Source organism: Lawsonella clevelandensis (assembly GCF_001293125.1).
GTDB lineage: Bacteria > Actinomycetota > Actinomycetes > Mycobacteriales > Mycobacteriaceae > Lawsonella > Lawsonella clevelandensis.
This window is the reverse complement of sequence record NZ_CP009312.1, coordinates 246,293-270,040: the sequence shown is the minus strand read 5'-3', so window position 1 is coordinate 270,040 and position 23,748 is coordinate 246,293. Positions and strand designations below refer to the sequence as shown.

The following is a 23,748-nucleotide window of genomic DNA, read 5'->3' as shown; positions in this document are numbered from 1 at the left end:
AGACCAGTGAAGAATCCCCGTTGAACGTATTCAACGGGGATTCTTCACTGACAGCTACTTCTTGATGTAGGTCTTGCGGAGGCCCCATTCCAGCAGAGTATTCGGCAGTAGTCGCTTCACCCAGTACACGAGGCGATAGTCAGCTCCAACTGCTTGACGAATGGGGGGATTCTTCTTTCTTAACATCTTCACGATGGCATCCACCACCTTGCTAGGAGGGACACCATTCTCTTCGTCGTGGGCCATCTGCTTGACAGCGGCATCCGCGGTGGCGAAGTAGGGGGAGTCCGGCGGTTCGTCATGGGTACGTGCGGCAGTGAACTCAGTGTTGGTATCGCCGGGTTCGACCAGTGTGGCCTTAATTCCGAATTGGCGTCCTTCCATACGCAAACCATCGACGTAGGCTTCCACCGCGTACTTCGACGAGGAGTAGTGCGATTGGAAGGGTATGGAGAGGAAACCTGCAACGGAGCTGATCACAATAACCAGAGAGTTTTTATGCTCGCGGAGACGGGGGAGGGCTACCTGGTTAACGTTGAGGACGCCGAAGTAGTTGGTCTCCATCTGTGCACGAACGCGGTCAAGGGGAATACATTCGCAGGACCCAGCGACACCAAATCCCGCACAGTGAATGATGATGCCCAGATCCGGGATAGTGTCGATAACAGCCTTAATTGACTCCGGATCGGTGACGTCCATACGGTGGTTGATAATTGAGCCGCCAGAGGCAAAGTCTTCCGTTTTTTCTTCACAACGCCGGGCACAGGCGTAGACGGTGTAGCCGGCCTCAGCGAGCCGTTCGGCGGTGCAACGTCCAATACCGCTGGACCCGCCCGTTATGAGGACATGCGGAGAATACTGCGGATGAATAAGGGATTGTGTCTGATCTGCCATAGCAAGGATTTTAAACAGTGAATTTCCCTCTTGTCTCCATCTCTGGCAGAATTAATCCCTGGTCTACATTAGTTAATAAGGACCTAAAGAGGGCGTCGGATCCGGTTTCTGCGAGGGGTTGTACCTTCCAGATGCGCCGGCCGGCCGTCACACCCACTCGAGGGGGAAAACCGGATACAGACCCTGTATCGCTGCATTCCCCTGTGACACAGAAAAGGAGCCGTTCATGGCTGTCAAGATTAAGCTTATGCGTCTCGGCAAGATTCGCACCCCCGAGTACCGTATTGTCGTTGCGGATGCCCGTACCCGTCGTTCTGGCCGCGCCATCGAGACCATCGGTCAGTACCACCCGAAGCGCGAGCCCAGCGTCATCGAGATTAATTCCGAACGTGTCCAGTACTGGCTCGGTGTTGGCGCTCAGCCCACCGATGCTGTGCTGAATCTCCTCAAGGTTACCGGCGACTGGCAGAAGTTCAAGGGCCTCCCTGGTACCGAAGGTACCCTCAAGGTTGCTGAGACCAAGCCCTCCAAGCTGGATCTCTTCAATAAGGCCCTCGAAGAAGCCGCCAACGAGCCCGCCGCCGAGGCCATCACCGCCAAGCGTAAGGCTGACAAGAAGGCGAAGGAAGAGGCTGCCGCTGCTCAAGAAGCTGCTTCTGAGGATGCCGCTGACGAGGCTGTTGAGGCTGAATAACAATGCTGAACGCCACCATCGTTGCGGATGCCGTTGACCACTTGGTCCGCGGTATTGTCAGCAATCCGGATGACGTGGAAGTCGCCCTGGTGCACGGTCGTCGTGGCCGCACCATCGAAATCACCGTTAACCCGGATGACCTGGGCAAAGTTATTGGCCGTGGCGGGCGTAACGCCACCGCGCTGCGCACTGTCGTTACCGCCCTGGGTGGACGCAATTTGCGCGTCGACGTTGTAGATTCTGATCGGTAACTACCATTACGCTGGAGGCAGAAACTTGTAGTTGCTGTCACCGCAAGGAGTTACCCCATGGAGCTAGCCACCGGTACCGTCATCAAATCCCACGGAATCCGTGGCGATCTTGTAGTCGACGTCCGTACGGATTCCCCCGACGAACGGTTCGCGGTAGGCACTACAATTACATTACGTCTTACGAGCGGCGTTACCTCTCACCATGAGGTGACGGCCGCTCGTTGGCATCAGGGCAGACTTCTCATCCACCTCGCTGATATCAATGATCGGGCTGCCGCAGATGAACTTCGCCGCGCTGACATCATCATTGATTCTGACGAGCTCGTTAATGCCGACAACCCGGCAGAAGACGAGTATCACGTCACCTCGCTCATCGGACTTGAGGTCGTTACCAGTGGGGGAGAGAAGCTCGGTGAGGTGACGGATGTCCTGCCCTATACAGCTCAGGATTTGCTCAGCATTACTGATGCCGAGGGGCGTACACATCTCGTGCCCTTTGTCGCTGCCATGGTTCCAGAGGTCGACGTTGTTGGTGGTCGTCTTATCGTCGATCTTCCGGAAGGGCTGTGGGAGCTATCATGAAACTAGACATTTTTACTATTTTCCCGGAGTACCTTGTCCCGCTTCATCAGTCGCTTCCTGGAAAAGCCATTGAGGCAGGTACGGTGGACGTGCAGGTCCATAATCTCCGAGACTTTGCCCACGACGTCCATCGGTCTGTCGATGACACACCCTATGGCGGCGGTCCGGGGATGGTTATGAAACCAAACGTTTGGGGAGAAGCACTAGACACCGTTGACCTCACGGATGACCCACTCCTCATCGTGCCTACCCCCGCAGGCCATCCGTTCACCCAACGCGATGCAGCATCCTGGTCTCAGGAAACGCATCTCGTGTTTGCGTGTGGGCGTTACGAGGGTATCGATCAACGTGTGGTGGACGATGCGCGGCGTCGGATGCGTGTCGTTGAGGTGTCCATCGGAGACTACGTCCTCAATGGGGGAGAGGTCGCTGTACTGGTCATCAGTGAGGCGATTATTCGACTCCTCCCCGGGGTACTGGGCAACAAACGCTCGTATGAGGAAGATTCTTTCTCCGACGGTCTTCTTGAGGGGCCTTCGTATACTCGTCCTGAGGTCTGGCGCGATCTTGCTGTGCCGGAGGTGTTGTTGTCGGGGCATCACGCCCGGATTGACCAGTGGCGGCGCGAACAATCCCTGCGACGCACGTACGAGCGACGCCCCGAGCTGCTCCGCAGTGTGGATCTCACCCCGCAAGACCAGTATCTTCTAGATTCCCTGGCGGGGCAGGCTGACGGCTAGGAGAGTGCGGTAGTCTAGTGTGCCTTGGGGCGTCTTGAATCCGAATGCGATTAGGGGAAAGCCACGTTATATGGCAGAATTAGCCTGTTGTTTGTGCACCTTGTGTGGTGAACCGCTCATGGATCAACTACGCACGTACAAACTGTTTGATCGGGGTACGAACCAGTTGAGCACCTGCCGCTAGGTTCCTCTGCCTTATGACTAGCATGCAAGGAACTATTATGAACCTCATTGATTCCGTCGACGCACAGTCGATGCGTGATGACATCCCGGCATTCCGTCCCGGCGATACCGTCAATGTCCACGTGAAAGTTATCGAAGGCTCCAAGGAACGTATCCAGGTCTTCAAGGGTGTTGTCATTCGTCGCCAGGGCTCTGGCATTCGTGAGACCTTCACCGTGCGCAAGGTGTCCTTCGGTGTCGGCGTGGAGCGTACTTTCCCGGTACATTCCCCCAACATTGATCAGATTGAGGTCGCCATTCGTGGTGATGTTCGTCGCGCCAAGCTCTACTACCTGCGTGACCGCCACGGCAAGGCTGCCAAGATTAAGGAAAAGCGTTAATCTTTCGTTTTTCATTGAGACTTCTACGGACCGGATCAGAGCCGCCAGGACTTCTGGTCCGGTTCGTCGTATCCTGTACACAGAGTTATTATCGGACACGCTCACCGCACCTCGCGCCACAGTGAAAGGCCCACCCGAAGAATGCTTGGTCGCACAGAAAAAAACACTGCTGATGGGGACAATAACCGTCAAAAGAAAGAAAAGTCCGCCGGAATCGGTGTGCTGAGCTTCCTCAAAGAAGTCCTCATTATCGTCGTGATCGCGTTAGCTTTGAGTGCTCTCGTACAGAATGTGTTCGCGCGCGTCTACGTCATCCCCTCGGGCTCGATGATGCCTACCCTGCAGATTGGCGACCGTATTCTCGTCGATAAGATCAGCTATCGCACCGGGGATCCGAAACCCGGCGATGTGGTCGTGTTTAAAGGTCCTGACTCGTGGAATGATACATTTGAGTCCAGCCGCTCCGACGATCCCTTTATTCGAGCCTTGCAGAATGCCGGCTCCTTCGTCGGATTAGTGCCCCCGGATGAGAATGACCTAGTGAAGCGCATCATTGCTGTGGGAGGGCAAACCGTTCGCTGCCAGCCTGGGGACAAGGGCATTACCGTTGATGACCATGTTATCGACTCCGCGTACACCCTTTATCCGCCCGTTATTGATTGGGGAGGAAACCCCAACGGATCCAACGCCTGCGGTGGCCCCTACTTTGGCCCCATTACTATCCCCAAGGGATTTATGTGGGTGATGGGCGATAACCGGACAGACTCCGGCGACTCCCGCTATCACATGCAAGACCAGTACCACGGGGCCGTTCCGGTGAAGAATATCCGCGGCAAAGTTCAGACCATCATTTGGCCTGTAAACCGTTGGCAGAAGGTGGACTCTCAGCCGCTGGTTCAGCCCAAGTAGTCTTTTATCCTTCCGATTGTTTCCCTTGCGACCATGGTGAACAAAACGCGTGACGCCACCCATCTCCATGAGATGGAGGAAATGCTCATTGCCCACGGGTGCGGTCCAGTTGCGGGAGTTGACGAAGCTGGACGTGGAGCATGTGCTGGCCCGCTCACTATTGCTGCCTGCATTCTGCCGGATGTCTGTATCCCGGATCTGGCAGGGCTCACCGACTCCAAAAAGCTCACGCCGGCACGCCGGGAGCGTCTTTTTCCGCTCATCCAAGAACATGCGGTCGCCTGGTCCATTGTGCATTTCAGCGCTACTGAGGTGGACGAGATTGGCATACAGCGGGCAAATATTGAGGGGATGCGCAGAGCGGTCGCGCGGTTGAACGTCCTACCTGGTTATGTTCTCACCGACGGTTTTCCAGTCCCGGGGCTTCCCATGCCTTCACTGTCTGTCCTCAAAGGAGATGCTAACGTTTCCTGTATTGCTGCCGCCAGTGTGCTGGCGAAGGTTTCCCGAGACCACATTATGGTCGGTTATGACGAGGCATTCCCCGAATACGGATTTGCAGGACACAAAGGCTATGCGACGGCCTCTCATCAAGCCGCTATGGAACACTATGGAGTAAGCCCCATACACCGCATGAGTTATGCGAACGTGGCAAAAGCCCACAGCATTGCGGGGATGCGCTAAACGTTACCTGTCGAGGAGGAATAGCGAATGGGTGTAGAAGACCTGGAAGACTATGAAGCCAGGATGGAGCTGTCCTTGTACCGCGAATACAAGGACATCGTTAACCAGTTCAGCTACGTCGTGGAGACAGAGCGTCGCTTCTATCTTGCTAACGCCGTAGAAATGATTCCGCGAAATAGCCAGGGAGAGGTCTACTTCGAAGTTCGAATGTCGGATGCTTGGGTGTGGGACATGTATCGCCCGGCGCGTTTCGTGAAGAACGTTCGAGTCGTCACTTTCAAGGACGTCAATATCGAAGAGCTGGACAAACCAGATATTGAATTGCCGTAACCCCGTAACTCCGTAACTCTGTTACTTTTAATCTACTCAGCAGTGGGGTTCTCCACATTCACGGAGAATTGTGTATAAGCCCTTCTTTCTCCTCCTCTGCCGTACGAAAAGGAATATGGGTGAGTCATGCTGGGAGGCATGACCGATACGTTGACACCTCAAGAGCTCGGAGCGCTCGGCGAAGATATTGCCGCGCAATGGCTGTGTGACCACCATTTCACAATCCTCGCGAGGAATGTACGTTTGCCAGGAATTCGTGGTGAACTCGACATCATTGCGGCTGATCATGACGCTGCCCATATCGTTTTCATCGAGGTAAAAACACGGCGCACCGTCCATGCAGGCTGGCCGGAAGAAGCTATCACGCGAGCCAAAGAGAAGACAATCCGTCTGATTGCCTCAGGATGGCTCATCTCTCTGTATAAAGAGACTCCGGATTTTCTTCCGCCATATGACGAAATACGCTTCGACGTACTCTCACTACTAGGCAACCCCACTAAAGGATTTGAGATTCGGCATTTCCGGGACGTGCTGCGATGAGCGTAGGAGTTGCGTACAGCCTCACTATGCAGGGATTACACGCCACTGTAGTGACCGTGGAAGCACATTGTGGGGGAGGGTTGCCCGCCACCCATATTGTTGGCCGCGCTGATACAGCGGTTCGTGAAGCAGGAGATCGCCTCCGCTCCGCCTTTTCGACTGTCGGCCTCCCGTGGCCCCGACAACGTCTCACCCTCTCCCTTTCACCTGCAGATATTCCCAAAACAGGGGCACACTTCGATCTCGCCATCGCCTTAGCCATCTTGTCTGCACAAGCACACCTGCCGGATCTCGTCAGCTCAGCACAGGCACTAGCGGTTCTCGGTGAAGTGGGACTCGATGGACGTGTCTTGCCTGTCCACGGTGTTTTGCCGATGGCTGCAGCAGCATTTGACGCAGGGATCCGAACTCTGGTGGTTCCCCGGGCAAACAGTGCAGAGGCGCATCTCGTCACCGGGTTGCAGATTATTCCGGCAGACCATCTCACTACACTCCTCGACTCTCTTCACAAAGGAATCTCCCAACCGCACAAAAAGGCCACTACAGAACATGACGGCGTGCCCCACGCTGCGGAAGTTCGAGAGTGCCAGCGTGAGACTCAGGGAATTCTGGCTGCCTCGGGGAATAGAGCATCTCCTGGAGATTTCTCAGATATCCGTGGTCAACGCCCAGCGGTGGAAGCTGCCCTTATTGCTGCCGCAGGAGGACACCATCTGCTCATGCTTGGCCCTCCGGGTGCAGGAAAATCGATGATCGCGCAGCGTATACCTACTATCCTTCCTCCACTCGCGTATGCACAGGCCTTGGAAGTTACTGCACTGCATTCACTGCGAGGCAAGATTGATCCCACTCAGCCACTCATTACCCGGCCTCCCTTCGAGGCGCCACATGCCGGTATCACCTCAGCAGCACTCTTGGGTGGTGGTAGTGGGTATGCCTTGCCTGGTGTGATATCGCTTGCGCATCGAGGTGTTCTTTTCCTTGATGAGTGCACCGAGATCCCGGCAGGCGTCCTTGATATGCTGCGTACTCCCTTGCAAGAAGGCGAAGTACGTCTCAGTAGAAGCAAAGGCACTGTCACTTATCCTTCGCGTTGTCAGCTTGTGCTTGCCGGTAATTCTTGCCCATGTGGTGCTCCTTCACCGCAAGAGTGCCGCTGTTCCAGTGCTACCCGTGCACGTTACCGAGCGCGCCTCTCCGGTCCGCTTTTGGACCGGGTAGATCTACGTGTGCGGATTGGGCCAGTAGGTTTAGCAGCGCTCACCGAAGGGCGTGGGGTGAGCTCCAGCGAACTTCGTGAACACGTTATAGAGGCACGTCTTCGTGCAGCTAAACGGTGGGGTGACCATTACACCAACAGTGATGTCCCCGACGCGCTACTTGATGACCATTCACTCCCCGCCACAGCGCTACGACCAGTTCACAGCCAACTTCGTGCGGGGGTTCTCTCAGCGCGGGGATTGTCGCGCACCATCCGGGTGGCATGGACACTTGCCGACCTTGCTGGACAAGTTGCTCCTACCAGCAGAGAAGTGACAACAGCCCTCCAACTACGCAGTCCACTCGACGATCTTTAATCACGGTAACTATGACTCAGACAACTACTCAAGAAGCATGGGCTTACCTCTCGCGAGTTGTGGAAGGCCCTTGTGCCCCATTGGCAGATCTCATTGCTGAGCTTGGCCCAGAAGAAACTGCCTATGTCATTCGACACAATGACCATCTGCCGGAGGTCCTAGAACACCGCGTGCGGGCGCGCCGAGATTGGGACTGTGCACAGGAAGATCTGCAGTGCGCAAAGGCTAATGGTTTCCGTTTATTGACTCCTGATATGCCCGAGTGGCCAAGTGCGCACTTGGCGGGTTTTTGCTATTCCGCGATGTATGCGCGGCAGGCGAGGGACACAGCTGCATGGGCACCCTACGCGCTCTGGATAAAAGGCAATATTGACATTCTCCATTGTCCTTCAGTTGCAGTGGTGGGAAGTCGGCATCCCTCAACTGATGGGAAGAGAATCACCGCCACGTTATGTGCAGAAATAGCGGCCGAGAATGTTGGTCTCGTTTCTGGGCTGGCTTGCGGAGTTGATGGCATCGCACATCAGACGGCAGTGCAGTTAGGGGCACCAACAATCGCCGTGGTGGCGTGCGGATTGGATAGAGTCTATCCGGCACGACACGCCACACTGGCCCGAAACATCGCACAATATGGGCTCATCGTCAGTGAGTACCCGCCGGGTACCCGTCCAGCCCGCTATCGTTTTCTTTCCCGCAACCGTCTTCTCGCTGCTTTTTCTCAGGGAGTGCTGGTGACCTCAGCAGCATGGCGTTCAGGCGCCCTCAACACAGCCAGTTGGGCACGTGATTTAGGTAAACCCGTGATGGCTGTGCCACACAGCAGCCAGGATGTGGATGGTGCCGGATGCCATCGTCTCATTCGTGAGGGAGCCACATTGGTGACAAGAGGGGCGGAGATTCTGGAAGAGCTTGGTCCAATTGGACAGTTAGCACTACCGCTAGAAAGCGTGAATTCCCCGATAGACCGATTAACTGAAGATGAGAAAAAAGTATGGAATGCGGTCTCTCCCTTCTTTTCTAGCTCTTTGGAGGAGATCTGTGCAGAAACAGGATTGGAGACGCTCAAGGTGCAGATGTCTCTAAAAGTCCTTATTGACTGTAGACTGATCACCGTTACCGCTGACCGCTGGACACGGAAAGAGACTGTGCCACATGAAGAACGGGTGCCTGATTGTCAACCTAGGTAGCCCGGATGAGCCTACTGAAGGCGCAATCCGAGCATTTCTCGCCTCCATGCTTAGTGACCGCTGCGTCGTCAATCTTCCTCCCGTCTTATGGAAGCCCATTCTGCATAGCATCATTTTGCGAATTCGCCCGCGAAAACTCATCGATCGCTATCGCGCAATATGGACACCTGGAGGATCCCCTCTCGCAGTGATCACCCAGCAGCAGTGTGACATGCTTCAAGAAGCTTTACCTGACGTCGATGTGAAGTATGCTTTCTGTGCCTCCTCACCCACCATTGAAGAGGTACTTACAGACTGGGATATCGATGCCCTCACCGTCATTCCCCTTTACCCCCAATTTGCGACCTCCACCGTCACACCAGTCGTGAATCGTGTCCTCGACTTTTACGATGCACTCGACCAGAGTGACCAAAGTTCCGCTCAAGAAGGTACGCACAGGGAGGCACCGGTACATCCCTATCTTCGATTCGTCCCCAGCTTCGCCACGGAAGCACATATGATCGGCTGGTATCACCAGCAAATAGAGTGCTATCTGAAAACGGGGGAGTGCGACCACCTTTTGTTGTCCTTCCACGGTGTCCCCAATCAGCGGTACCACCTGGCAGCACACTATAAAGCGCAATGCTGTGCAACCCGTGATGCTATTGCTGCCGCCTTCCCCGACCTAACCGTCTCCATGAGTTTTCAATCAAAATTTGGTCCAGGGGAGTGGCTTGGCCCCACAACACAACAGCGCGTCACCGAGCTGCCGCAGGAAGGCGTCAACAACCTCGTTGTAGCAACACCCGCTTTTGTCGCAGACTGTTTGGAAACCTTGGAGGAAGTGCGCCTCGGCTATCGTGATCAATTCCTCGCTTCAGGAGGCCAATCATACCGGGTCATTAGCCCCATCAATGCAGATCCTGCGTTTACGCGCACCCTAGTTTCGCTCTACCACTCGGTGGAAAGTACCTCACCCGCACCGCTGTGTAAGGGTTGATTTATCCTTTTTTCCTCTGCACAGTAGTGGTATGGGACGTGGACATCGAGCACTCAGCACCGTTCATGCCGAACTACCTACCCCGTGGTCCCTCGACCTCGCTGAGTTCGGCGACTATGTCCTCGTGCGATTGCAATTGTCTGCCAATACCCAACGCTCCTATCTCGCCGACGCGCATGGCCTCATTGATTTTCTCCTTCACGTCACCCAACCAGGAGCAGATCGAGAGACCATAACAGAGGCTAACTGGAACATCATTACGCTTCCGCTGCTTCGGAAATGGCTCTCCCGTGATGTTACCCGTGGCGTTTCCTCAGCCACCATTGCTCGCCATATCGCATCGGCCCGCGTGCTGTGCGGGTGGGCGGTACGGACAGGGCGAATGGCGACGGACCCCTCCACCCGCCTACAAACTCCGCCGGTGAAAAAACAGCTTCCGCAAGTTGTCCACCATAAGCAGATGGATAAAGTGTTGGCTGATCTTGCCACCGCAGCAGACGAAGGGAACCCGGTAGCGATCCGTGACTGGCTCATAATTGAGTTGCTGTACGACACCGGAATTCGTGTCGCAGAACTCGTCAACCTTGATCTTTCCGCTATTGACCAGGAAAGACGTGTCCTTCGCGTCATTGGTAAAGGCAACAAAGAGCGCACTGTTCCCTACGGATGTCCCGCACAGCGGGCATTGACGGCCTGGCTACAGACCGGCCGCCCCCAACTGGCCAATCAACGTTCCCACCAAGCGCTCATCATCGGTGCGCGAGGTGGCCGCATCGATCCCCGCATCGTCCGGGACGTCGTGCATACCTCCACCGGCGAGATGCCCGGCGGGGTAGAGATGGCACCACATGGATTGCGACACTCTGCCGCCACTGCGCTTCTGGAAGGCGGCGCAGATTTGCGGGTAGTGCAAGAGCTATTGGGGCACGCATCGCTCTCTACCACGCAACTTTATACGCATGTTTCTCCGGAGCGTCTTCGCGCTGTCCATAAACAGGCACATCCGCGCGGATAGCACCCTGCATACACGAAACTGCCACATGCGGCGGACCGGTCAGTCCACCCACCGGAGCAAGCTGAGCGGCAGGTTCCTCACCACTAGCCAGGGGTTCAGATACTCTACCGCATGCCCATGGCCCCACCGCGCTCCCCAGTGCATACACACGCCTGGGCAACCTTGGTGTCCAGCGATGACGGTTCCTACTTGTTGGCCCTGGCGAACTACCTGGCCTGCTGATACCACAGGGAGAATTGGTTCATACACTGTATACAGGTGTTCGCCTGGAGGAACGAGAGGGGAAGGCCCATGATCGATAACCACAAGTGGCCGATCCACAACAGCCCCAGCAAAACTGACAGTACCCGGGCCCGCAGCACGAACAACTTCCCCCACATGGCTAGCTAGATCTACACCACGATGTCCCTGTGACCAACGTTCAGGCCCAACGGAAAATCCGCGCACCGTGGTCCCCGGTATCGGCGGATCGTAGCCGGGTTCCGCCACCTGACCCATTGTTGATGACGGCAAAGCTCCAGCTGTTGGTAAGGCCGCAGTGATGAGAGTGACCGCTGAGCTCATGCTCAACAGAATTGCCAGTATACCGGCGCTGATACTGCGGAGAAGAGTTGGCATGGTTCGTCTCCTTCCATGGAATGACGGTGGTGTGTCGGCACTACGTACGTAGTGCGCAGATTATGCCGTACTCAATTCGATTTTGGGAGGGCTACCAGGTAGAATTTCGCTTGCGATGTGTGCGTACAGAGGTACATTCGACTTCGCGTAGAAAGCACTACGTCGGGGATTCACTTCCACTCGCGGAAGGTGTTTCTCCCCGTAGCGTCAGTCTCCATTGTTCTGTAGGGAGAACTGGCGATGAGGGCCCCGTGGTTCACACAAGTGACGGGTCAACCTCTTTTCTACCAGGGTGTTCTCAAGGTGAGAACACACTAACCACAGAGAAGAAAGCGAGGATGGAGACTGCAGTGTAGTGCTGTTCTTCAAGTCTCCACTACAACATGGCTGTTGTAACTATGAAGCAGCTGCTCGACGCAGGTGCACACTTTGGTCATCAGACCCGCCGTTGGAACCCCAAGATGAAGCGTTTCATCTTCACCGAACGCAACGGCATCTACATCATCGACCTCCAGCAGACCCTCACCTCCATCGATGAGGCCTATGACTTCGTTAAGCAGACCGTTGCCCACGGCGGCAATGTGCTCTTCGTTGGCACCAAGAAGCAAGCCCAGGAAGCGATTGAGGAAGAAGCCAAGCGCGTAGGTATGCCCTACGTCAACCACCGCTGGCTGGGCGGCATGCTGACCAACTTCCAGACCGTTCACAAGCGTCTTCTCCGTCTCAAGGAACTGGAGAACATGGAGCAGACTGGTGGCTTCGAAGGCCGCACCAAGAAGGAAATTCTCATGCTTACCCGTGAGAAGACCAAGCTGGAGCGCAGCCTCGGCGGTATTCGCGACATGACCAAGGTTCCCTCCGTCATGTGGGTTATTGACACTAACAAGGAACACTTGGCTATCGCTGAAGCCAAGAAGCTTAACATCCCGGTCGTCGGTATTCTCGATACCAACTGTGACCCCGACGACGTTGACTACCCGATCCCGGCTAACGACGATGCTATCCGTTCCGACGCCATTCTCACCAAGGTGATCGCCTCCGCTATCGCCGAAGGTCTGCAGGCTCGCGCCGAACAGGTTGCCAAGAAGGACGTCGCCGACAAGCCCGGCGAAGGCGAACCGCTTGCTGAGTGGGAAGCTGAGCAGCTTGCTGCCGCTGCTGCTGACGCTCCTGCCGAAGAAGCTGCCGCGAAAGAGTCCCCGGCTGCTGAAGAAGCTCCGGCTGCCGATGCTGCCGCTGACGCCGAGTAATCACCCCACACTTTAGGAAGGTTGCCACAATGGCCAATTTCACCGCTGCAGACGTGAAGCGTCTCCGCGAAATCACCGGCTCCGGCATGATGGCCTGTAAGAACGCCCTCACCGAGTCTGAAGGTGACTTTGACAAGGCTGTCGAAATCCTGCGTATCCAGGGTGCCAAGGACGTGGGTAAGCGTGCTGAGCGCGCTACCGCTCAGGGCCTGGTTGCTTCTAAGGATGGCGTCGTTATCGAGCTGAATGCCGAGACTGACTTCGTCGCCAAGAACGACCAGTTCATCAACCTGGCTGACAAGATCGTCAACCTGGCTGCCGAGAAGCGCCCCGCCGACCTCGATGAGCTGCTGGCTCTCGACCTCGACGGCGAGACCGTTGCTGACGCTGTGCAGGCTCTTTCTGCTATCATCGGCGAAAAGATGCAGCTTGCCCGCTACGGTAAGCTGGACGGTCAGGTATCCACCTACATGCACAAGCGCTCTGCCGATCTGCCTCCGCAGGTTGCCGTACTCGTCCAGTACGAGGGTGACGGGGAGGCTGCTGCCCACGCTGCCGCTATGCAGATTGCAGCACTGAAGCCGAGCTACGTCACCCGTGACGAAGTTCCCGCCGATGTCGTCGCTAAGGAGCACGAGATCGCCGAGGCTACCGCTCGTGAAGAAGGCAAGCCGGAGCAAGCCCTTCCGAAGATCGTTGAGGGTCGCCTCAACGGCTTCTTCAAGGACGTCTGCTTGGTTGATCAGCCCTCCGTTGCAGAGAGCAAGAAGACTGTCGGCCAGGTCCTCGACGAAGCTGGTGTGAAGGTTCTCGCCTTCCTCCGCTACGAGGTCGGTCAGCACTAAGGCGCTCACCGGGTTGTTGCCGAGCAATAATCCCTCTGAAGCAGAGTAAAGCGGGGTTACCGTGTCTCTTATGGAAGAGACCTCACGGTGACTCCGCTTTTTACTATCATGGAGAGCAACACACGTTTTACAACCTTAAAAGGGGTTCACATAATGTCGGAGGACAACTCCTCACGGTCACAATACAAGCGCGTCCTGCTGAAACTTGGTGGCGAAATGTTTGGTGGAGGTGCAGTCGGCGTCGACCCCGATGTCGTCGACTCAGTTGCCGCTCAGATCGCCGAAATCGTTGAAGCAGGTACCGAAGTGGCCGTAGTTATCGGTGGCGGTAACTTCTTCCGCGGTCGCGAACTCTCGAAGCGTGGTATGGATCGTTCTCGTTCCGACTACATGGGCATGCTGGGCACCGTCATGAATTGCCTCGCCCTCCAGGACTTCCTCGAACAACGCGGGATCACGACCCGTGTGCAAACCGCTATCACCATGGCACAGGTTGCAGAGCCTTATCTGCCCCTCCGCGCCATTCGTCACCTGGAAAAAGGCAGGGTCGTGATCTTCGGCGCAGGCATGGGTATGCCCTACTTCTCCACCGACACCACGGCTGCTCAGCGTGCCCTCGAAGTAGGCGCTGATGTGCTGCTCATGGCGAAGGCAGTTGACGGTGTCTATACCGCTGACCCCCGTACTAACCCCGCCGCCACGATGTTCGACCAGATTACTGCCCGCGAGTGCATTGATCGTGGACTACAGGTCGCCGACGCTACGGCATTTTCCCTCTGTATGGAGAACAAGATGCCGATCCTCGTCTTTAATCTGCTGAAAAAGGGAAACATTGCCCGAGCTGTGAACGGTGATGACATCGGCACGCTCGTCGTCCCCGAGTAAGACAGCTCACCCACCCACCACCAAAGGAAGTATTTCACCATGATCGAGGAGATTCTCTTCGAAGCAGAAGACAAGATGGATAAGACTGTGGAGCACACCCGTGAGAACCTCAGTACTATTCGTGCCGGGCGTGCGACAGCCGCCATGTTTAACCACGTTATGGCCGACTATTACGGGGTGATGACTCCCATCAACCAGATGGCCACCATCAATATCCCCGAGGCGCGTCTCGTCCTCATCAAGCCCTATGAGCAGAGCCAAATGGCCAATATTGAGAATGCCATCCGTAACTCTGACCTGGGGTTTAACCCCGCTAATGATGGTCAGGTGCTACGCATCAATGTGCCACAACTTACTGAAGAACGCCGTCGTGAACTGACTAAGCAGGCTAAGTCAAAAGGGGAGGACGGCAAGATCGCTATTCGTGGCATTCGCCGGAAGGCCATGGAAGATCTGAAGAAAATGGATAAGGATGGCGAAGCTGGTGAGGATGAAGTCAAGGCTGCCGAAAAGGACGTTGACGCACTCACCAAGAAGTACACCCAGAATATCGATGAGATGGTGGCCGCTAAGGAAACCGATCTCATGGAGGTGTAAGTAGTGTCGACCACCCCAGAGCCCGCGCAAACACTGAAGAGGAAGCGAAACCCCGGGCGTAATCTGCCAGCTGCATTCGGAACAGGCATCGTTTTGGGCGGGTTTATTCTTCTCATCGTTCTCGGTGTCCCTGCCCTTACCGACAACACCCTGATTATTCAGCTTGTGTGGAGTGTCGTGGCAGCCATCATGGTGGGGCTTGGGCTGCATGAAGTGCTCACGCATCTGAAAGCGCACGGATACCGCTTACCACCTGTCGTGATGCACATCATGGCGCAGGCGATCGTGTGGTCGGCACTGGCTGGTATCACCGGAATCATGGTGGCATTCCTGCTGTCTATCATGCTGTTCTCAGTAATTCGCCTATTCCTCGATGGGAATAAAGCATCTCCGACAGGTTGGTTGCGAGATACCAGCATGGGGGGCTTCTTGCTAGCATGGATCCCTCTCATGGGCGCTTTCACTACCGTCCTGATGGGCTTTGAGTCTGCCGATGGCACCCTGAAAGGTAACCTCCTCCTCGTGACGTTCATCGTCACAGTTGTGTGCTCCGACACCGGCGGGTATACCTTCGGTGTGCTGTGGGGTAAACACCCACTCGCCCCGAAAGTCAGTCCGAAGAAATCCTGGGAAGGCCTCACTGGGTCCCTCGTCTTCGCACTGATTGCCGCTATCCTCATGACCGTCTTTTTGCTCAAGCTTCCCTGGTGGGTTGGTATTGTGCTAGCAGTAGGTCTGGTCTTCTCGGATATCTTCGGTGATCTGGCGGAGTCGCAGGTTAAGCGTGAGCTGGGCATTAAAGATATGAGTAACCTGCTTCCTGGACATGGCGGAATGATGGACCGGGTTGACGGTATGCTTCCGAGCGCGGCTATGACATGGGTTGTCCTCACCATCGCTGTTTCCCTCAACGGGCTGTTCTAATACCCGTCATATCTTCTTCTCCCGCATGCTGTGTTGTGCCGACTACTGGCTGCACAACACAAACCGGGAAGAAGGTACGCCTAGCACACAGGCAAAGTAAAAGGCGCTGTGGGCCACCTTCGAGGTGTCCACAGCGCCTTGCAGTATCTATAGGGTTCTCCCAGGAAAGGGGCGGCTCGCCTCGCTGTTAGGGAGAATCACGAATGCTGTGCGTTTAGAGTTTGGTTGTGTCTTTGTGTGTACTCCGTGCCACCTGGCGACGTAACTGAATGATGCGTACCGATCCAATGAGCGTCATGATGAGAGCACCTGCGATAGCGGCAAGAAGCATCCCCACGCCCAGGGGGAAGGAGATCTGCGCAGTAAAGAGGGTCATGGACACCTGATCGAGATTCTGCAGAACAAAGACTAACAACAGGATGAGAAGAAGCATCCCCAGGAACAGGAAAACCCAGGTCGCACCTACTTTACTGGAAGTCTTAGCGGACTTTTCGGAGGTCGACAAGGCAGGGGAGGGATCCGTACGATCAGTGGGAGGAACTGCCGGAGCGTTCACCGTGGAAGTTGTCGAGACACCGGGTGCAGGGGAACCGGTGATCGGCTGAGAATCGGTATTTTTAATGCTCATGCTGCTAATTCTTGCAGAATCTCAGGACCTGTGTGAAGAAAATTAACCGAGAGCTGGCACAATAGAAGTGCTATGACGATTCCTGTACCTCTCGCCCGTGGCCCCCGTCGAGGGCTCCCTCCAACGCACTTTGCCGATCTTACCCTCTCCGAGGTTAAGAACAAGATGCGTGAACTTGGGATGCCTGCCTTCCGTGCGGACCAAATCGCTCGTCACTATTACGGCCGTTATGAAGCGGATCCGCTGCAAATGACCGACCTTCCCACCGGCGTCCGAGAAGCAGTGAAGGATGCCCTATTCCCGCAGCTCCTCAGCCCGGTTCGCTATATTGAGGCAGATGGGGGAGCAACCCAGAAGACACTCTGGAAGTCGCCGGACGGCACCGTCCTTGAATCCGTTCTCATGCGCTACAGTGACCGTGCGACGCTCTGTATCTCCTCACAAGCAGGGTGCGCACAGGCCTGCCCCTTCTGTGCCACGGGACAGCTGGGCATTCAACGCCAACTCTCGGCTGCGGAGATCGTTGAGCAAGTACGTGTGGCGGCCAGCACTATGGAAAAGGGAGAAATGGAGGGCGGCCCGGGACGTCTCTCCAACGTGGTGTTCATGGGGATGGGAGAGCCGCTCGCCAACTACAAACGAGTCCTGCGGGCAATTCGTCAGATTACCGCACCCATTCCACAAGGTTTTGGTATCTCACAACGTCACGTTACGGTGTCGACAGTAGGGGTGGCTCCCGCTATTCGCCGTTTGGCGGATGAAGATCTCGCCGTCACCCTGGCCATTTCTCTGCACTGCCCCGACGACGAACTTCGCAATACCCTCGTTCCCGCCAATAACCGTTGGCCTCTTGCCGATGTCATCGATGCGGCTAAGTATTACGCGGATCGCACGGGCCGTCGCATCTCGATTGAATATGCATTTATTCGCGACGTCAATGATCAACTTTGGCGCGCTGACATGCTCGGCCAGCTCCTCCATCGGGAGCTTCAGCAGATGGCACATGTCAACCTCATCCCTCTCAACCCCACTCCCGGAAGTGAATGGGATGCTTCTCCCCGAGACCGCCAAGACGCCTTTGTCCAGCATGTGCGTGCGCAGGGTGTGACATGCACCGTGCGAGATACTCGCGGCCAAGACATCGCGGCAGCTTGTGGTCAGCTCGCTGCGGAAGAGAAGTAGACTAGGCGGAAAGAAGAAAGAAGATCCAGTGACCGAGCCCCGTTCTATTCTCCTGCTTGGCTCTACCGGCTCGATCGGTACCCAAGCCCTCGATATTATCCGTGCCAATTCACACTTGCTGAAGGTTGTCGGCCTGGCAGCAGGTGGCACCACGCAGCAGTCTGTCGACCTTCTCTGCGATCAGATTGTGGAGTTTGGCGTCACCGAAGTCGCAGTAGCCGATCCCGCCGCTGCACAACGTGTCCAGGATCGGACCGGGGTCACTGTTCGGGCGGGGGACACTGCCGCAACCGATCTCGTGGCATCCGTCCCCGCACACACAGTCCTCAATGGACTCGTGGGTTCCTTGGGGCTAGGCCCCACACTTGCTGCCATTGGAGCAGGAGAAACCCTTGCCCTGGCCAATAAAGAGTCCCTGGTAGCCGGTGGAGAATTGGTCATTGCTGCTGCCCATACAGGGCAGATCGTACCCGTCGATTCAGAACACTCCGCCTTTGCACAATGCTTGCGGTCGGGACGGACCACAGAAGTTGCACGACTGGTGCTCACTGCTTCTGGGGGCCCGTTCCATGGGTGGACACGACAACAGTTAGAGTCAGTGACCCCCGAGCAAGCGGGAGCTCATCCCACCTGGAATATGGGGCCGATGAATACGCTCAACTCTGCCACCCTCATCAACAAAGGGTTGGAGCTCATCGAGGCACATCTATTGTTCGGAGTAAGCTACGACGCCATCACCGTCGTCGTTCATCCGCAATCGATCGTCCACTCGATGGTCACGTTCGTCGACGGATCGACCATTGCGCAGGCCTCGCCGCCGTCGATGAAGATCCCTATCTCGTTAGGAATGATGTGGCCTGATCGGGTCCCAGACGCTGCGCCCGCGTGTGATTTCAGCAGTGCGCAAGAGTGGAGTTTTGAACCGCTCGATAACGGCGTCTTCCCTGCAGTCGAGCTGGCTCGTGCAGCAGGACGAGCCGGTGGAACGATGACCGCAGTGTATAACGCCGCAAATGAGGAAGCAGCCGCTGCATTCCTTGCTGGGAACTTAACCTTCCCTGCAATCGTTGATACTGTTGCGGACGTTCTGTCCGAAGCTGACCAGTGGGCGGCAACCCCCACGTGTGTCGACGATGTTCTCGCCACCGAAGCGTGGGCGCGTGCACGTGCCCAGCAGAAGCTCCAGGAGCATGCATGACTTTTGCCCTCGGCATTATTCTTTTTATCATTGGCATCGCCGTTTCGGTGGCGCTCCATGAAGCGGGGCATTTGCTTACCGCCAAATGGTCGGGAATGCGCGTTCGAGCCTATTTCATTGGTTTCGGACCGACACTGTTTTCCCGCCGTAAAGGGGAAACCGAGTACGGTATCAAGGCATTGCCCCTGGGCGGTTTCTGCGATATCGCTGGTATGACCATCTTGGATGAGAATCTCACCGAAGAAGAAGCTCCCGATGTCATGTATAAAAAGCCTGCCTGGAAACGCATCATTGTGATGCTGGGTGGCATCTTTATGAACATTCTCCTGGGCATTGTCCTCATCTGGGTGGTTGCGGCAGCATGGGGTCTTCCCAATATGAACTCACCCATGGTGACGCGTGTCGCCGCCACAACCTGTGTGGCGGACCAGCGTACAGACGGCTCAGTTGCCGATTGTGCTGGTAAAGGTCCGGCAGGCACTGCCGGTGTACAAGCGGGAGACATTATCACGCATGTCAATGGGACCCGAATTAAGGATCCCAATCAGGTCATTTCGCTCACTCAATCTGCAACGTCGGTGGTGATCTACACCGTCGAGCGAGCCGGTAAGAACTACACCTTCCGTATTGATCCGCAACCGGCGCTGCGATTAGTGAAAAAACCGGGTGCAGATAAAGACAGCAAAGGGACGCTTCGCCGGGTTGCCGTGGCTGGGGTGAGCGTTCGACAGGAGCCGCTCGAACCTCTCCGCCACTACAATGTGGCGACTGCCGTGCCCGCTGCCGTCAGTTTCTCCTGGGATCTGAATGGAGCCATCGCAAAGGCCCTTGTCAATATTCCGTCCCAGCTTCCCGGCCTCGTGAAATCCATTTTTGGTGGCGAGCGGTCAGCGAATAGCCCGATGAGTGTGGTTGGTGCTTCGGTGGCAGGTGGTGATGCCCTAGCGTTTGGCTCTTGGCCGGTCTTCTTAATGCTGCTGGCACAGATTAACTTCTGCTTAGCACTCTTTAACCTTATTCCATTGCCGCCTTTGGATGGCGGTCACGTGATGGTCATCATCTACGAGAAACTGCGGGATGCCATCCGCCGTCTCCACGGTAAAGAGCCATTGGGGCCAGCCGACTACTCCAAGCTGCTCCCACTGACCACAATTGTGGTAGGTCTCCTGGTTTTGTTGTTTATCGTGACGGTAGTCGCCGATGTGGTGAACCCAGTGCGGCTTATGCAGTAAACGTGTGCAGTGACTAGCATTAGAAAGTGATACAGAAAGACACCCCGAGCTTTTCGAGAGGAGAATCATCGTGGCCGATGTGAATCTGGGAATGCCTGAAGCTCCCGAACCGGTACTCCATCCGCGCCGGAAAACCCGTCAGCTGATGGTGGGTAGTGTGGGCGTGGGTTCCAATTTCCCAGTCTCTGTCCAATCGATGACCACCACTCGTACCCACGACACTAACGCTACTCTGCAACAGATCGCAGAGCTCGCAGCTGCTGGCTGTGACATTGTGCGTGTTGCCTGTCCGCGGCAGGAAGATGCTGATGCGTTGACGGCAATCGCGGCAAAGAGCCCCATCCCTGTTATCGCCGATATTCACTTCCAGCCTCGTTATATCTTCGCCGCTATTGATGCTGGTTGTGCTGCTGTTCGTGTGAACCCTGGCAATATTCGTGAGTTCGATGGACGAGTGAAGGAAGTGGCCACTGCCGCTCGTGCCGCCAATATTCCTATCCGTATTGGTATTAACGCTGGTTCTCTCGACAAACGACTGCTAGAAAAGTATGGAAAGGCGACTCCCGAGGCGCTCGTCGAATCCGCGCTCTGGGAAGCAGGTCTTTTCGCCGAGCACGACTTCCATGACATCGCCATCTCAGTGAAACACCATGATCCTGTGACGATGGTGCAAGCCTACACACTACTGGCAGCCCAGTGTGACTACCCATTGCACCTGGGTGTTACCGAAGCAGGCCCCGCATTCCAAGGCACAGTTAAGTCGTCGGTTGCCTTCGGTACGCTCCTTGCACGAGGCATTGGGGATACTATTCGCGTCAGTCTTTCTGCGCCGCCGGTGGAAGAGATTAAGGTCGGCGAAGCTATTCTGCGGAGTTTAAACCTTCGCCCCAAGCGCCTGGAGATCGTCTCCTGCCCCTCATGTGGACGCTGCCAGGTGGATGTTGTTGAGCTAGCCAATGAGGTCGAAGAAGGCCTCAAGGACGTATCCTTCCCGTTGCGCGTGGCGGTTATGGGTTGCGTTGTCAACGGCCCAGGTGAAGCTCGTGAAGCTGATTTGGGCTGTGCATCAGGTAATGGCAAAGGACAGATTTTCGTGAAGGGACAGGTCATTAAGACTGTACCGGAGAAGGAGATCGTCCCCACTCTTATTGAGGAAGCTCAGCGCATCGCCGATGAGCAAGGTCTTTCTGCCCAGTAACCCCATTACCCACCCCACTTGAAATACCCCACTGGGAGAGGACTATTGATGACTCGAGGACCGCTACACCCTGGCAAACCCACCCCTATCCGCACTGTTCCCGCTGGCATTGAGCGGCCAGAATATGCGTGGAAGGACGATGTACAAGAGGCCATCGGTGAACCCTATGTACAGACTCCCGAAGTTATTGAGGCAATGCGGGAAGCCTCCACAATTGCCGCTGATGCACTGCAGGTAGCCGGGGAAGCAGTTGCTCCTGGCGTGACCACTGACGAAGTGGATCGCATTGCGCACGAGTACATGTGTGACCACGGCGCCTACCCCTCCACACTAGGATATCGAGGCTTTACCAAGTCCTGCTGTACATCGCTCAATGAGATTGTGTGCCATGGCATTCCAGATTCTACAGTGATTCAGGAAGGCGATATCGTCAACATCGATGTCACCGCATTTAAGAACGGCGTACACGGCGACACGAATGCAACATTTTTCGCCGGAGAACCCAGCGAAGAACACCGCCTTCTTGTAGAACGCACCCATGAGGCGATGTGGCGCGGTATTAAGACGATTCGACCAGGTCGCCAGGTGAATGTTATCGGTCGCGTCATCGAGTCCTATGCCAAGCGGTTCGGCTATAACGTCGTGCGCGACTTTACTGGCCATGGCGTTGGCCCAACCTTCCACAACGGTCTGGCAGTGTTGCACTACGACGAGCCTTCCATCATCGACATCATGGAACCGGGTATGACACTCACCGTCGAACCGATGATCAACCTAGGCTCGCTGGCCTACGATATTTGGGACGATGGGTGGACAGTGCAAAACCGAGACCATCTCTGGACTGCCCAGTTCGAACACACCATTCTGGTGACAGAGGATTCGTACGAAGTTCTGACCATCCGCTCAGACGGAAGTGGGGATCCCGCACACCGTTAGCAAGCCATCGTCACATCAAGGGCATACTGAGAACAACACACTCGGTATGCCCTTTGTGTGCGTGAAAGGGAAAGAGAGGCACATGACGACCCTCGTTGATGCAGTGCTCCAGATTGCCCAGTCTGCTGCCACAGACGAACTTGCTCCTGCGGTTCTCATCGCCGGTTGTACTTCTGATGCGGGAAAATCTGTGCTCGTCACCGCATTATGCGCAGCGCTGCGCCAACGCGGTCTGCGGGTGGCTCCCTTCAAAGCACAAAACATGTCCAACAATGCTGCGGTTACCCCAGACGGGGGAGAGATTGGACGAGCACAGTACGTGCAGGCCCAAGCGGCTGGTATCACCCCGTCGACCTTCCTTAACCCCATTATCCTCAAGCCACGTAGTGACCAACTGTCACAGCTCATCGTGCACGGCAAGCCAGTGGCCGATGTCGGAGCCCGTGACTATTTCCCCGACCGGTAGGTATTGCGGGAGCTATGTGTGGAGGACCTTCAGCAGTTGCGCCGCGAGTACGACATTGTGGTGTGCGAAGGGGCCGGATCTCCAGCTGAGGTGAATTTGCGTGCAACCGATATCGCTAATATGGGGTTGGCAGCTGCCGCCAGGATTCCGGTCATTGTGGTGGGGGATATTGACCGTGGGGGAGTGCTGGCGCACTTCGTGGGAACATATGAGCTCCTTGATGACGCTGATAGGGCGCTGCTGCGAGGTTTCATCGTCAATAAGTTTCGTGGGGATGAAGCACTCCTGGAACCGGGTCTTGTGACGGTGGAGGAGCGCACTGGAGTTTCTGTTGTGGGTGTAGTGCCCTATGTTCCGAACTACTGGTATGGTGCGGAGGACTCGTTGCAAGCAGTGGAGGACCAGTACGTTGGGGTGCCGCAGCCAGCAGTGGGGACAGAACGGCTCCGTATCGCCGCAATCCGTTTCCCACGCCTGGCCAATGCGACGGATCTTGAAGCGTTGTCCTATGAGCCAGGCATCGACGTGTATTGGGTGAGAGGGCCAGGGGAAGTAGAGAGTGCTGATGCTGTCGTCTTGCCGGGGAGTAAAGACCCACTGGCTGATCTGCAGTGGGTGCGGAGCCGTGGTCTCGACAAGGCAGTGAAACACTCTGCAGCAGCCGGAAAAATGGTGATGGGGTTGTGTGGGGGACACACTGCCCGGTTTTTTCCACAATGATGCGGTTCGCCAGCTATGGCTGCGGCAGGTTGCACAGTCCGTGGGCAAGACTGGTTTTGTGTTGCATAAGCCGCCTATTTCTGCCACAGCGGTGGAGGAAGCACAGGTGGAACTTCTCCAGTGC

28 protein-coding genes are annotated in these 23,748 nt (G+C 55.9%); 25 read left to right on the top strand and 3 right to left on the bottom strand.

Annotated features, from left to right (window positions below; translation table 11 throughout):
• Positions 1-54: 54 nt before the first annotated feature.
• Positions 55-894, bottom strand: coding sequence for an SDR family oxidoreductase (locus IY73_RS01230; RefSeq protein ID WP_053978701.1), 840 nt, complete (start codon positions 892-894; stop codon positions 55-57).
• A gap of 226 nt (positions 895-1,120) precedes the next feature.
• Between IY73_RS01230 and rpsP the strand changes: the two genes are divergently transcribed.
• From rpsP to IY73_RS01170, 13 genes are all read left to right on the top strand, one after another.
• Complete coding sequence (gene rpsP, locus IY73_RS01225) at positions 1,121-1,588, top strand: 30S ribosomal protein S16 (protein WP_053961463.1); 468 nt, start codon at positions 1,121-1,123, stop codon at positions 1,586-1,588.
• Between the two features lie 2 nt (positions 1,589-1,590).
• A complete protein-coding gene (locus IY73_RS01220) occupies positions 1,591-1,839 on the top strand; it encodes an RNA-binding protein (protein WP_053961462.1) in 249 nt (82 codons plus the stop codon).
• Between the two features lie 57 nt (positions 1,840-1,896).
• Positions 1,897-2,421 (top strand): ribosome maturation factor RimM, encoded by a 525-nt coding sequence (gene rimM, locus IY73_RS01215; RefSeq protein ID WP_053978700.1) that lies wholly within the window; start codon positions 1,897-1,899, stop codon positions 2,419-2,421.
• On the top strand, positions 2,418-3,161 hold the full coding sequence (gene trmD, locus IY73_RS01210; protein ID WP_053961460.1) for a tRNA (guanosine(37)-N1)-methyltransferase TrmD: 744 nt from the start codon (positions 2,418-2,420) through the stop codon (positions 3,159-3,161). Before rimM ends, trmD begins: the two co-directional genes overlap by 4 nt.
• Before the next feature lie 221 nt (positions 3,162-3,382).
• Positions 3,383-3,724 carry a 50S ribosomal protein L19 gene (gene rplS, locus IY73_RS01205; protein WP_053961459.1) on the top strand — a complete coding sequence of 114 codons (342 nt, stop codon included), beginning with the start codon at positions 3,383-3,385 and terminating at the stop codon, positions 3,722-3,724.
• A 141-nt stretch (positions 3,725-3,865) separates the two neighbouring features.
• A complete protein-coding gene (gene lepB / locus IY73_RS01200) occupies positions 3,866-4,633 on the top strand; it encodes a signal peptidase I (RefSeq protein WP_082345282.1) in 768 nt (255 codons plus the stop codon).
• Between the two features lie 36 nt (positions 4,634-4,669).
• Positions 4,670-5,317, top strand: coding sequence for a ribonuclease HII (locus tag IY73_RS01195; protein WP_390175776.1), 648 nt, complete (start codon positions 4,670-4,672; stop codon positions 5,315-5,317).
• A 27-nt stretch (positions 5,318-5,344) separates the two neighbouring features.
• Positions 5,345-5,647 (top strand): DUF2469 domain-containing protein, encoded by a 303-nt coding sequence (locus IY73_RS01190; protein WP_053961458.1) that lies wholly within the window; start codon positions 5,345-5,347, stop codon positions 5,645-5,647.
• Positions 5,648-5,785: 138 nt separating this feature from the next.
• Positions 5,786-6,187, top strand: coding sequence for a YraN family protein (locus IY73_RS01185; protein ID WP_063665807.1), 402 nt, complete (start codon positions 5,786-5,788; stop codon positions 6,185-6,187).
• The gene (locus IY73_RS01180; RefSeq protein WP_053961456.1) at positions 6,184-7,764 is read left to right on the top strand and encodes a YifB family Mg chelatase-like AAA ATPase; all 1,581 of its coding nucleotides are present in this window, start codon (positions 6,184-6,186) and stop codon (positions 7,762-7,764) included. Before IY73_RS01185 ends, IY73_RS01180 begins: the two co-directional genes overlap by 4 nt.
• 11 nt (positions 7,765-7,775) lie before the next feature.
• Entirely contained in the window at positions 7,776-8,951 is a 1,176-nt protein-coding gene (gene dprA / locus IY73_RS08000) for a DNA-processing protein DprA (protein ID WP_158408662.1), read from the top strand.
• Positions 8,917-9,930, top strand: coding sequence for a ferrochelatase (gene hemH / locus IY73_RS01175; protein ID WP_053978699.1), 1,014 nt, complete (start codon positions 8,917-8,919; stop codon positions 9,928-9,930). The genes dprA and hemH overlap by 35 nt, the downstream gene beginning before the upstream one ends.
• A 31-nt stretch (positions 9,931-9,961) precedes the next feature.
• Positions 9,962-10,945, top strand: coding sequence for a tyrosine-type recombinase/integrase (locus tag IY73_RS01170; RefSeq protein WP_063665724.1), 984 nt, complete (start codon positions 9,962-9,964; stop codon positions 10,943-10,945).
• 39 nt (positions 10,946-10,984) lie between these two features.
• Here IY73_RS01170 and IY73_RS07995 read toward each other — a convergent pair whose 3' ends face one another.
• Positions 10,985-11,443, bottom strand: coding sequence for a M23 family metallopeptidase (locus IY73_RS07995; RefSeq protein ID WP_237023792.1), 459 nt, complete (start codon positions 11,441-11,443; stop codon positions 10,985-10,987).
• A 503-nt stretch (positions 11,444-11,946) separates the two neighbouring features.
• Here IY73_RS07995 and rpsB point away from each other — a divergent pair.
• The 5 genes from rpsB (at position 11,947) to IY73_RS01145 (ending at position 16,064) form a co-directional block, all read left to right on the top strand.
• On the top strand, positions 11,947-12,813 hold the full coding sequence (gene rpsB, locus IY73_RS01165) for a 30S ribosomal protein S2 (RefSeq protein WP_053961454.1): 867 nt from the start codon (positions 11,947-11,949) through the stop codon (positions 12,811-12,813).
• 29 nt (positions 12,814-12,842) lie between these two features.
• Positions 12,843-13,658 (top strand): translation elongation factor Ts, encoded by an 816-nt coding sequence (tsf, locus tag IY73_RS01160; protein ID WP_053961453.1) that lies wholly within the window; start codon positions 12,843-12,845, stop codon positions 13,656-13,658.
• A gap of 153 nt (positions 13,659-13,811) precedes the next feature.
• Complete coding sequence (pyrH, locus tag IY73_RS01155; protein ID WP_053961452.1) at positions 13,812-14,543, top strand: UMP kinase; 732 nt, start codon at positions 13,812-13,814, stop codon at positions 14,541-14,543.
• Positions 14,544-14,582: 39 nt separating this feature from the next.
• Positions 14,583-15,140 carry a ribosome recycling factor gene (gene frr / locus IY73_RS01150; RefSeq protein ID WP_053978698.1) on the top strand — a complete coding sequence of 186 codons (558 nt, stop codon included), beginning with the start codon at positions 14,583-14,585 and terminating at the stop codon, positions 15,138-15,140.
• Between the two features lie 3 nt (positions 15,141-15,143).
• Positions 15,144-16,064, top strand: coding sequence for a phosphatidate cytidylyltransferase (locus IY73_RS01145; protein WP_053978697.1), 921 nt, complete (start codon positions 15,144-15,146; stop codon positions 16,062-16,064).
• A 214-nt stretch (positions 16,065-16,278) separates the two neighbouring features.
• On the opposite strand, the gene IY73_RS01140 is transcribed toward IY73_RS01145, so the two are convergent.
• The gene (locus tag IY73_RS01140) at positions 16,279-16,692 is read right to left on the bottom strand and encodes a LapA family protein (protein WP_053978696.1); all 414 of its coding nucleotides are present in this window, start codon (positions 16,690-16,692) and stop codon (positions 16,279-16,281) included.
• Between the two features lie 72 nt (positions 16,693-16,764).
• Here IY73_RS01140 and rlmN point away from each other — a divergent pair, with 72 nt between their 5' ends.
• The 7 genes from rlmN (at position 16,765) to IY73_RS08515 (ending at position 23,624) form a co-directional block, all read left to right on the top strand.
• Positions 16,765-17,874 (top strand): 23S rRNA (adenine(2503)-C(2))-methyltransferase RlmN, encoded by a 1,110-nt coding sequence (rlmN, locus tag IY73_RS01135; protein WP_053978695.1) that lies wholly within the window; start codon positions 16,765-16,767, stop codon positions 17,872-17,874.
• A gap of 46 nt (positions 17,875-17,920) precedes the next feature.
• Positions 17,921-19,072 carry a 1-deoxy-D-xylulose-5-phosphate reductoisomerase gene (dxr, locus tag IY73_RS01130; protein ID WP_053962629.1) on the top strand — a complete coding sequence of 384 codons (1,152 nt, stop codon included), beginning with the start codon at positions 17,921-17,923 and terminating at the stop codon, positions 19,070-19,072.
• Positions 19,069-20,304 carry a M50 family metallopeptidase gene (locus IY73_RS01125; protein ID WP_053978694.1) on the top strand — a complete coding sequence of 412 codons (1,236 nt, stop codon included), beginning with the start codon at positions 19,069-19,071 and terminating at the stop codon, positions 20,302-20,304. Before dxr ends, IY73_RS01125 begins: the two co-directional genes overlap by 4 nt.
• A 91-nt stretch (positions 20,305-20,395) precedes the next feature.
• Positions 20,396-21,502, top strand: coding sequence for a flavodoxin-dependent (E)-4-hydroxy-3-methylbut-2-enyl-diphosphate synthase (gene ispG, locus IY73_RS01120; protein WP_053962628.1), 1,107 nt, complete (start codon positions 20,396-20,398; stop codon positions 21,500-21,502).
• Between the two features lie 48 nt (positions 21,503-21,550).
• Positions 21,551-22,438 (top strand): type I methionyl aminopeptidase, encoded by an 888-nt coding sequence (gene map, locus IY73_RS01115; RefSeq protein ID WP_053961446.1) that lies wholly within the window; start codon positions 21,551-21,553, stop codon positions 22,436-22,438.
• 82 nt (positions 22,439-22,520) lie between these two features.
• Complete coding sequence (locus IY73_RS08520) at positions 22,521-22,904, top strand: nucleotide-binding protein (protein ID WP_053978693.1); 384 nt, start codon at positions 22,521-22,523, stop codon at positions 22,902-22,904.
• A gap of 18 nt (positions 22,905-22,922) precedes the next feature.
• Positions 22,923-23,624 (top strand): cobyric acid synthase, encoded by a 702-nt coding sequence (locus tag IY73_RS08515; protein ID WP_053978692.1) that lies wholly within the window; start codon positions 22,923-22,925, stop codon positions 23,622-23,624.
• Positions 23,625-23,748: the final 124 nt, after the last annotated feature.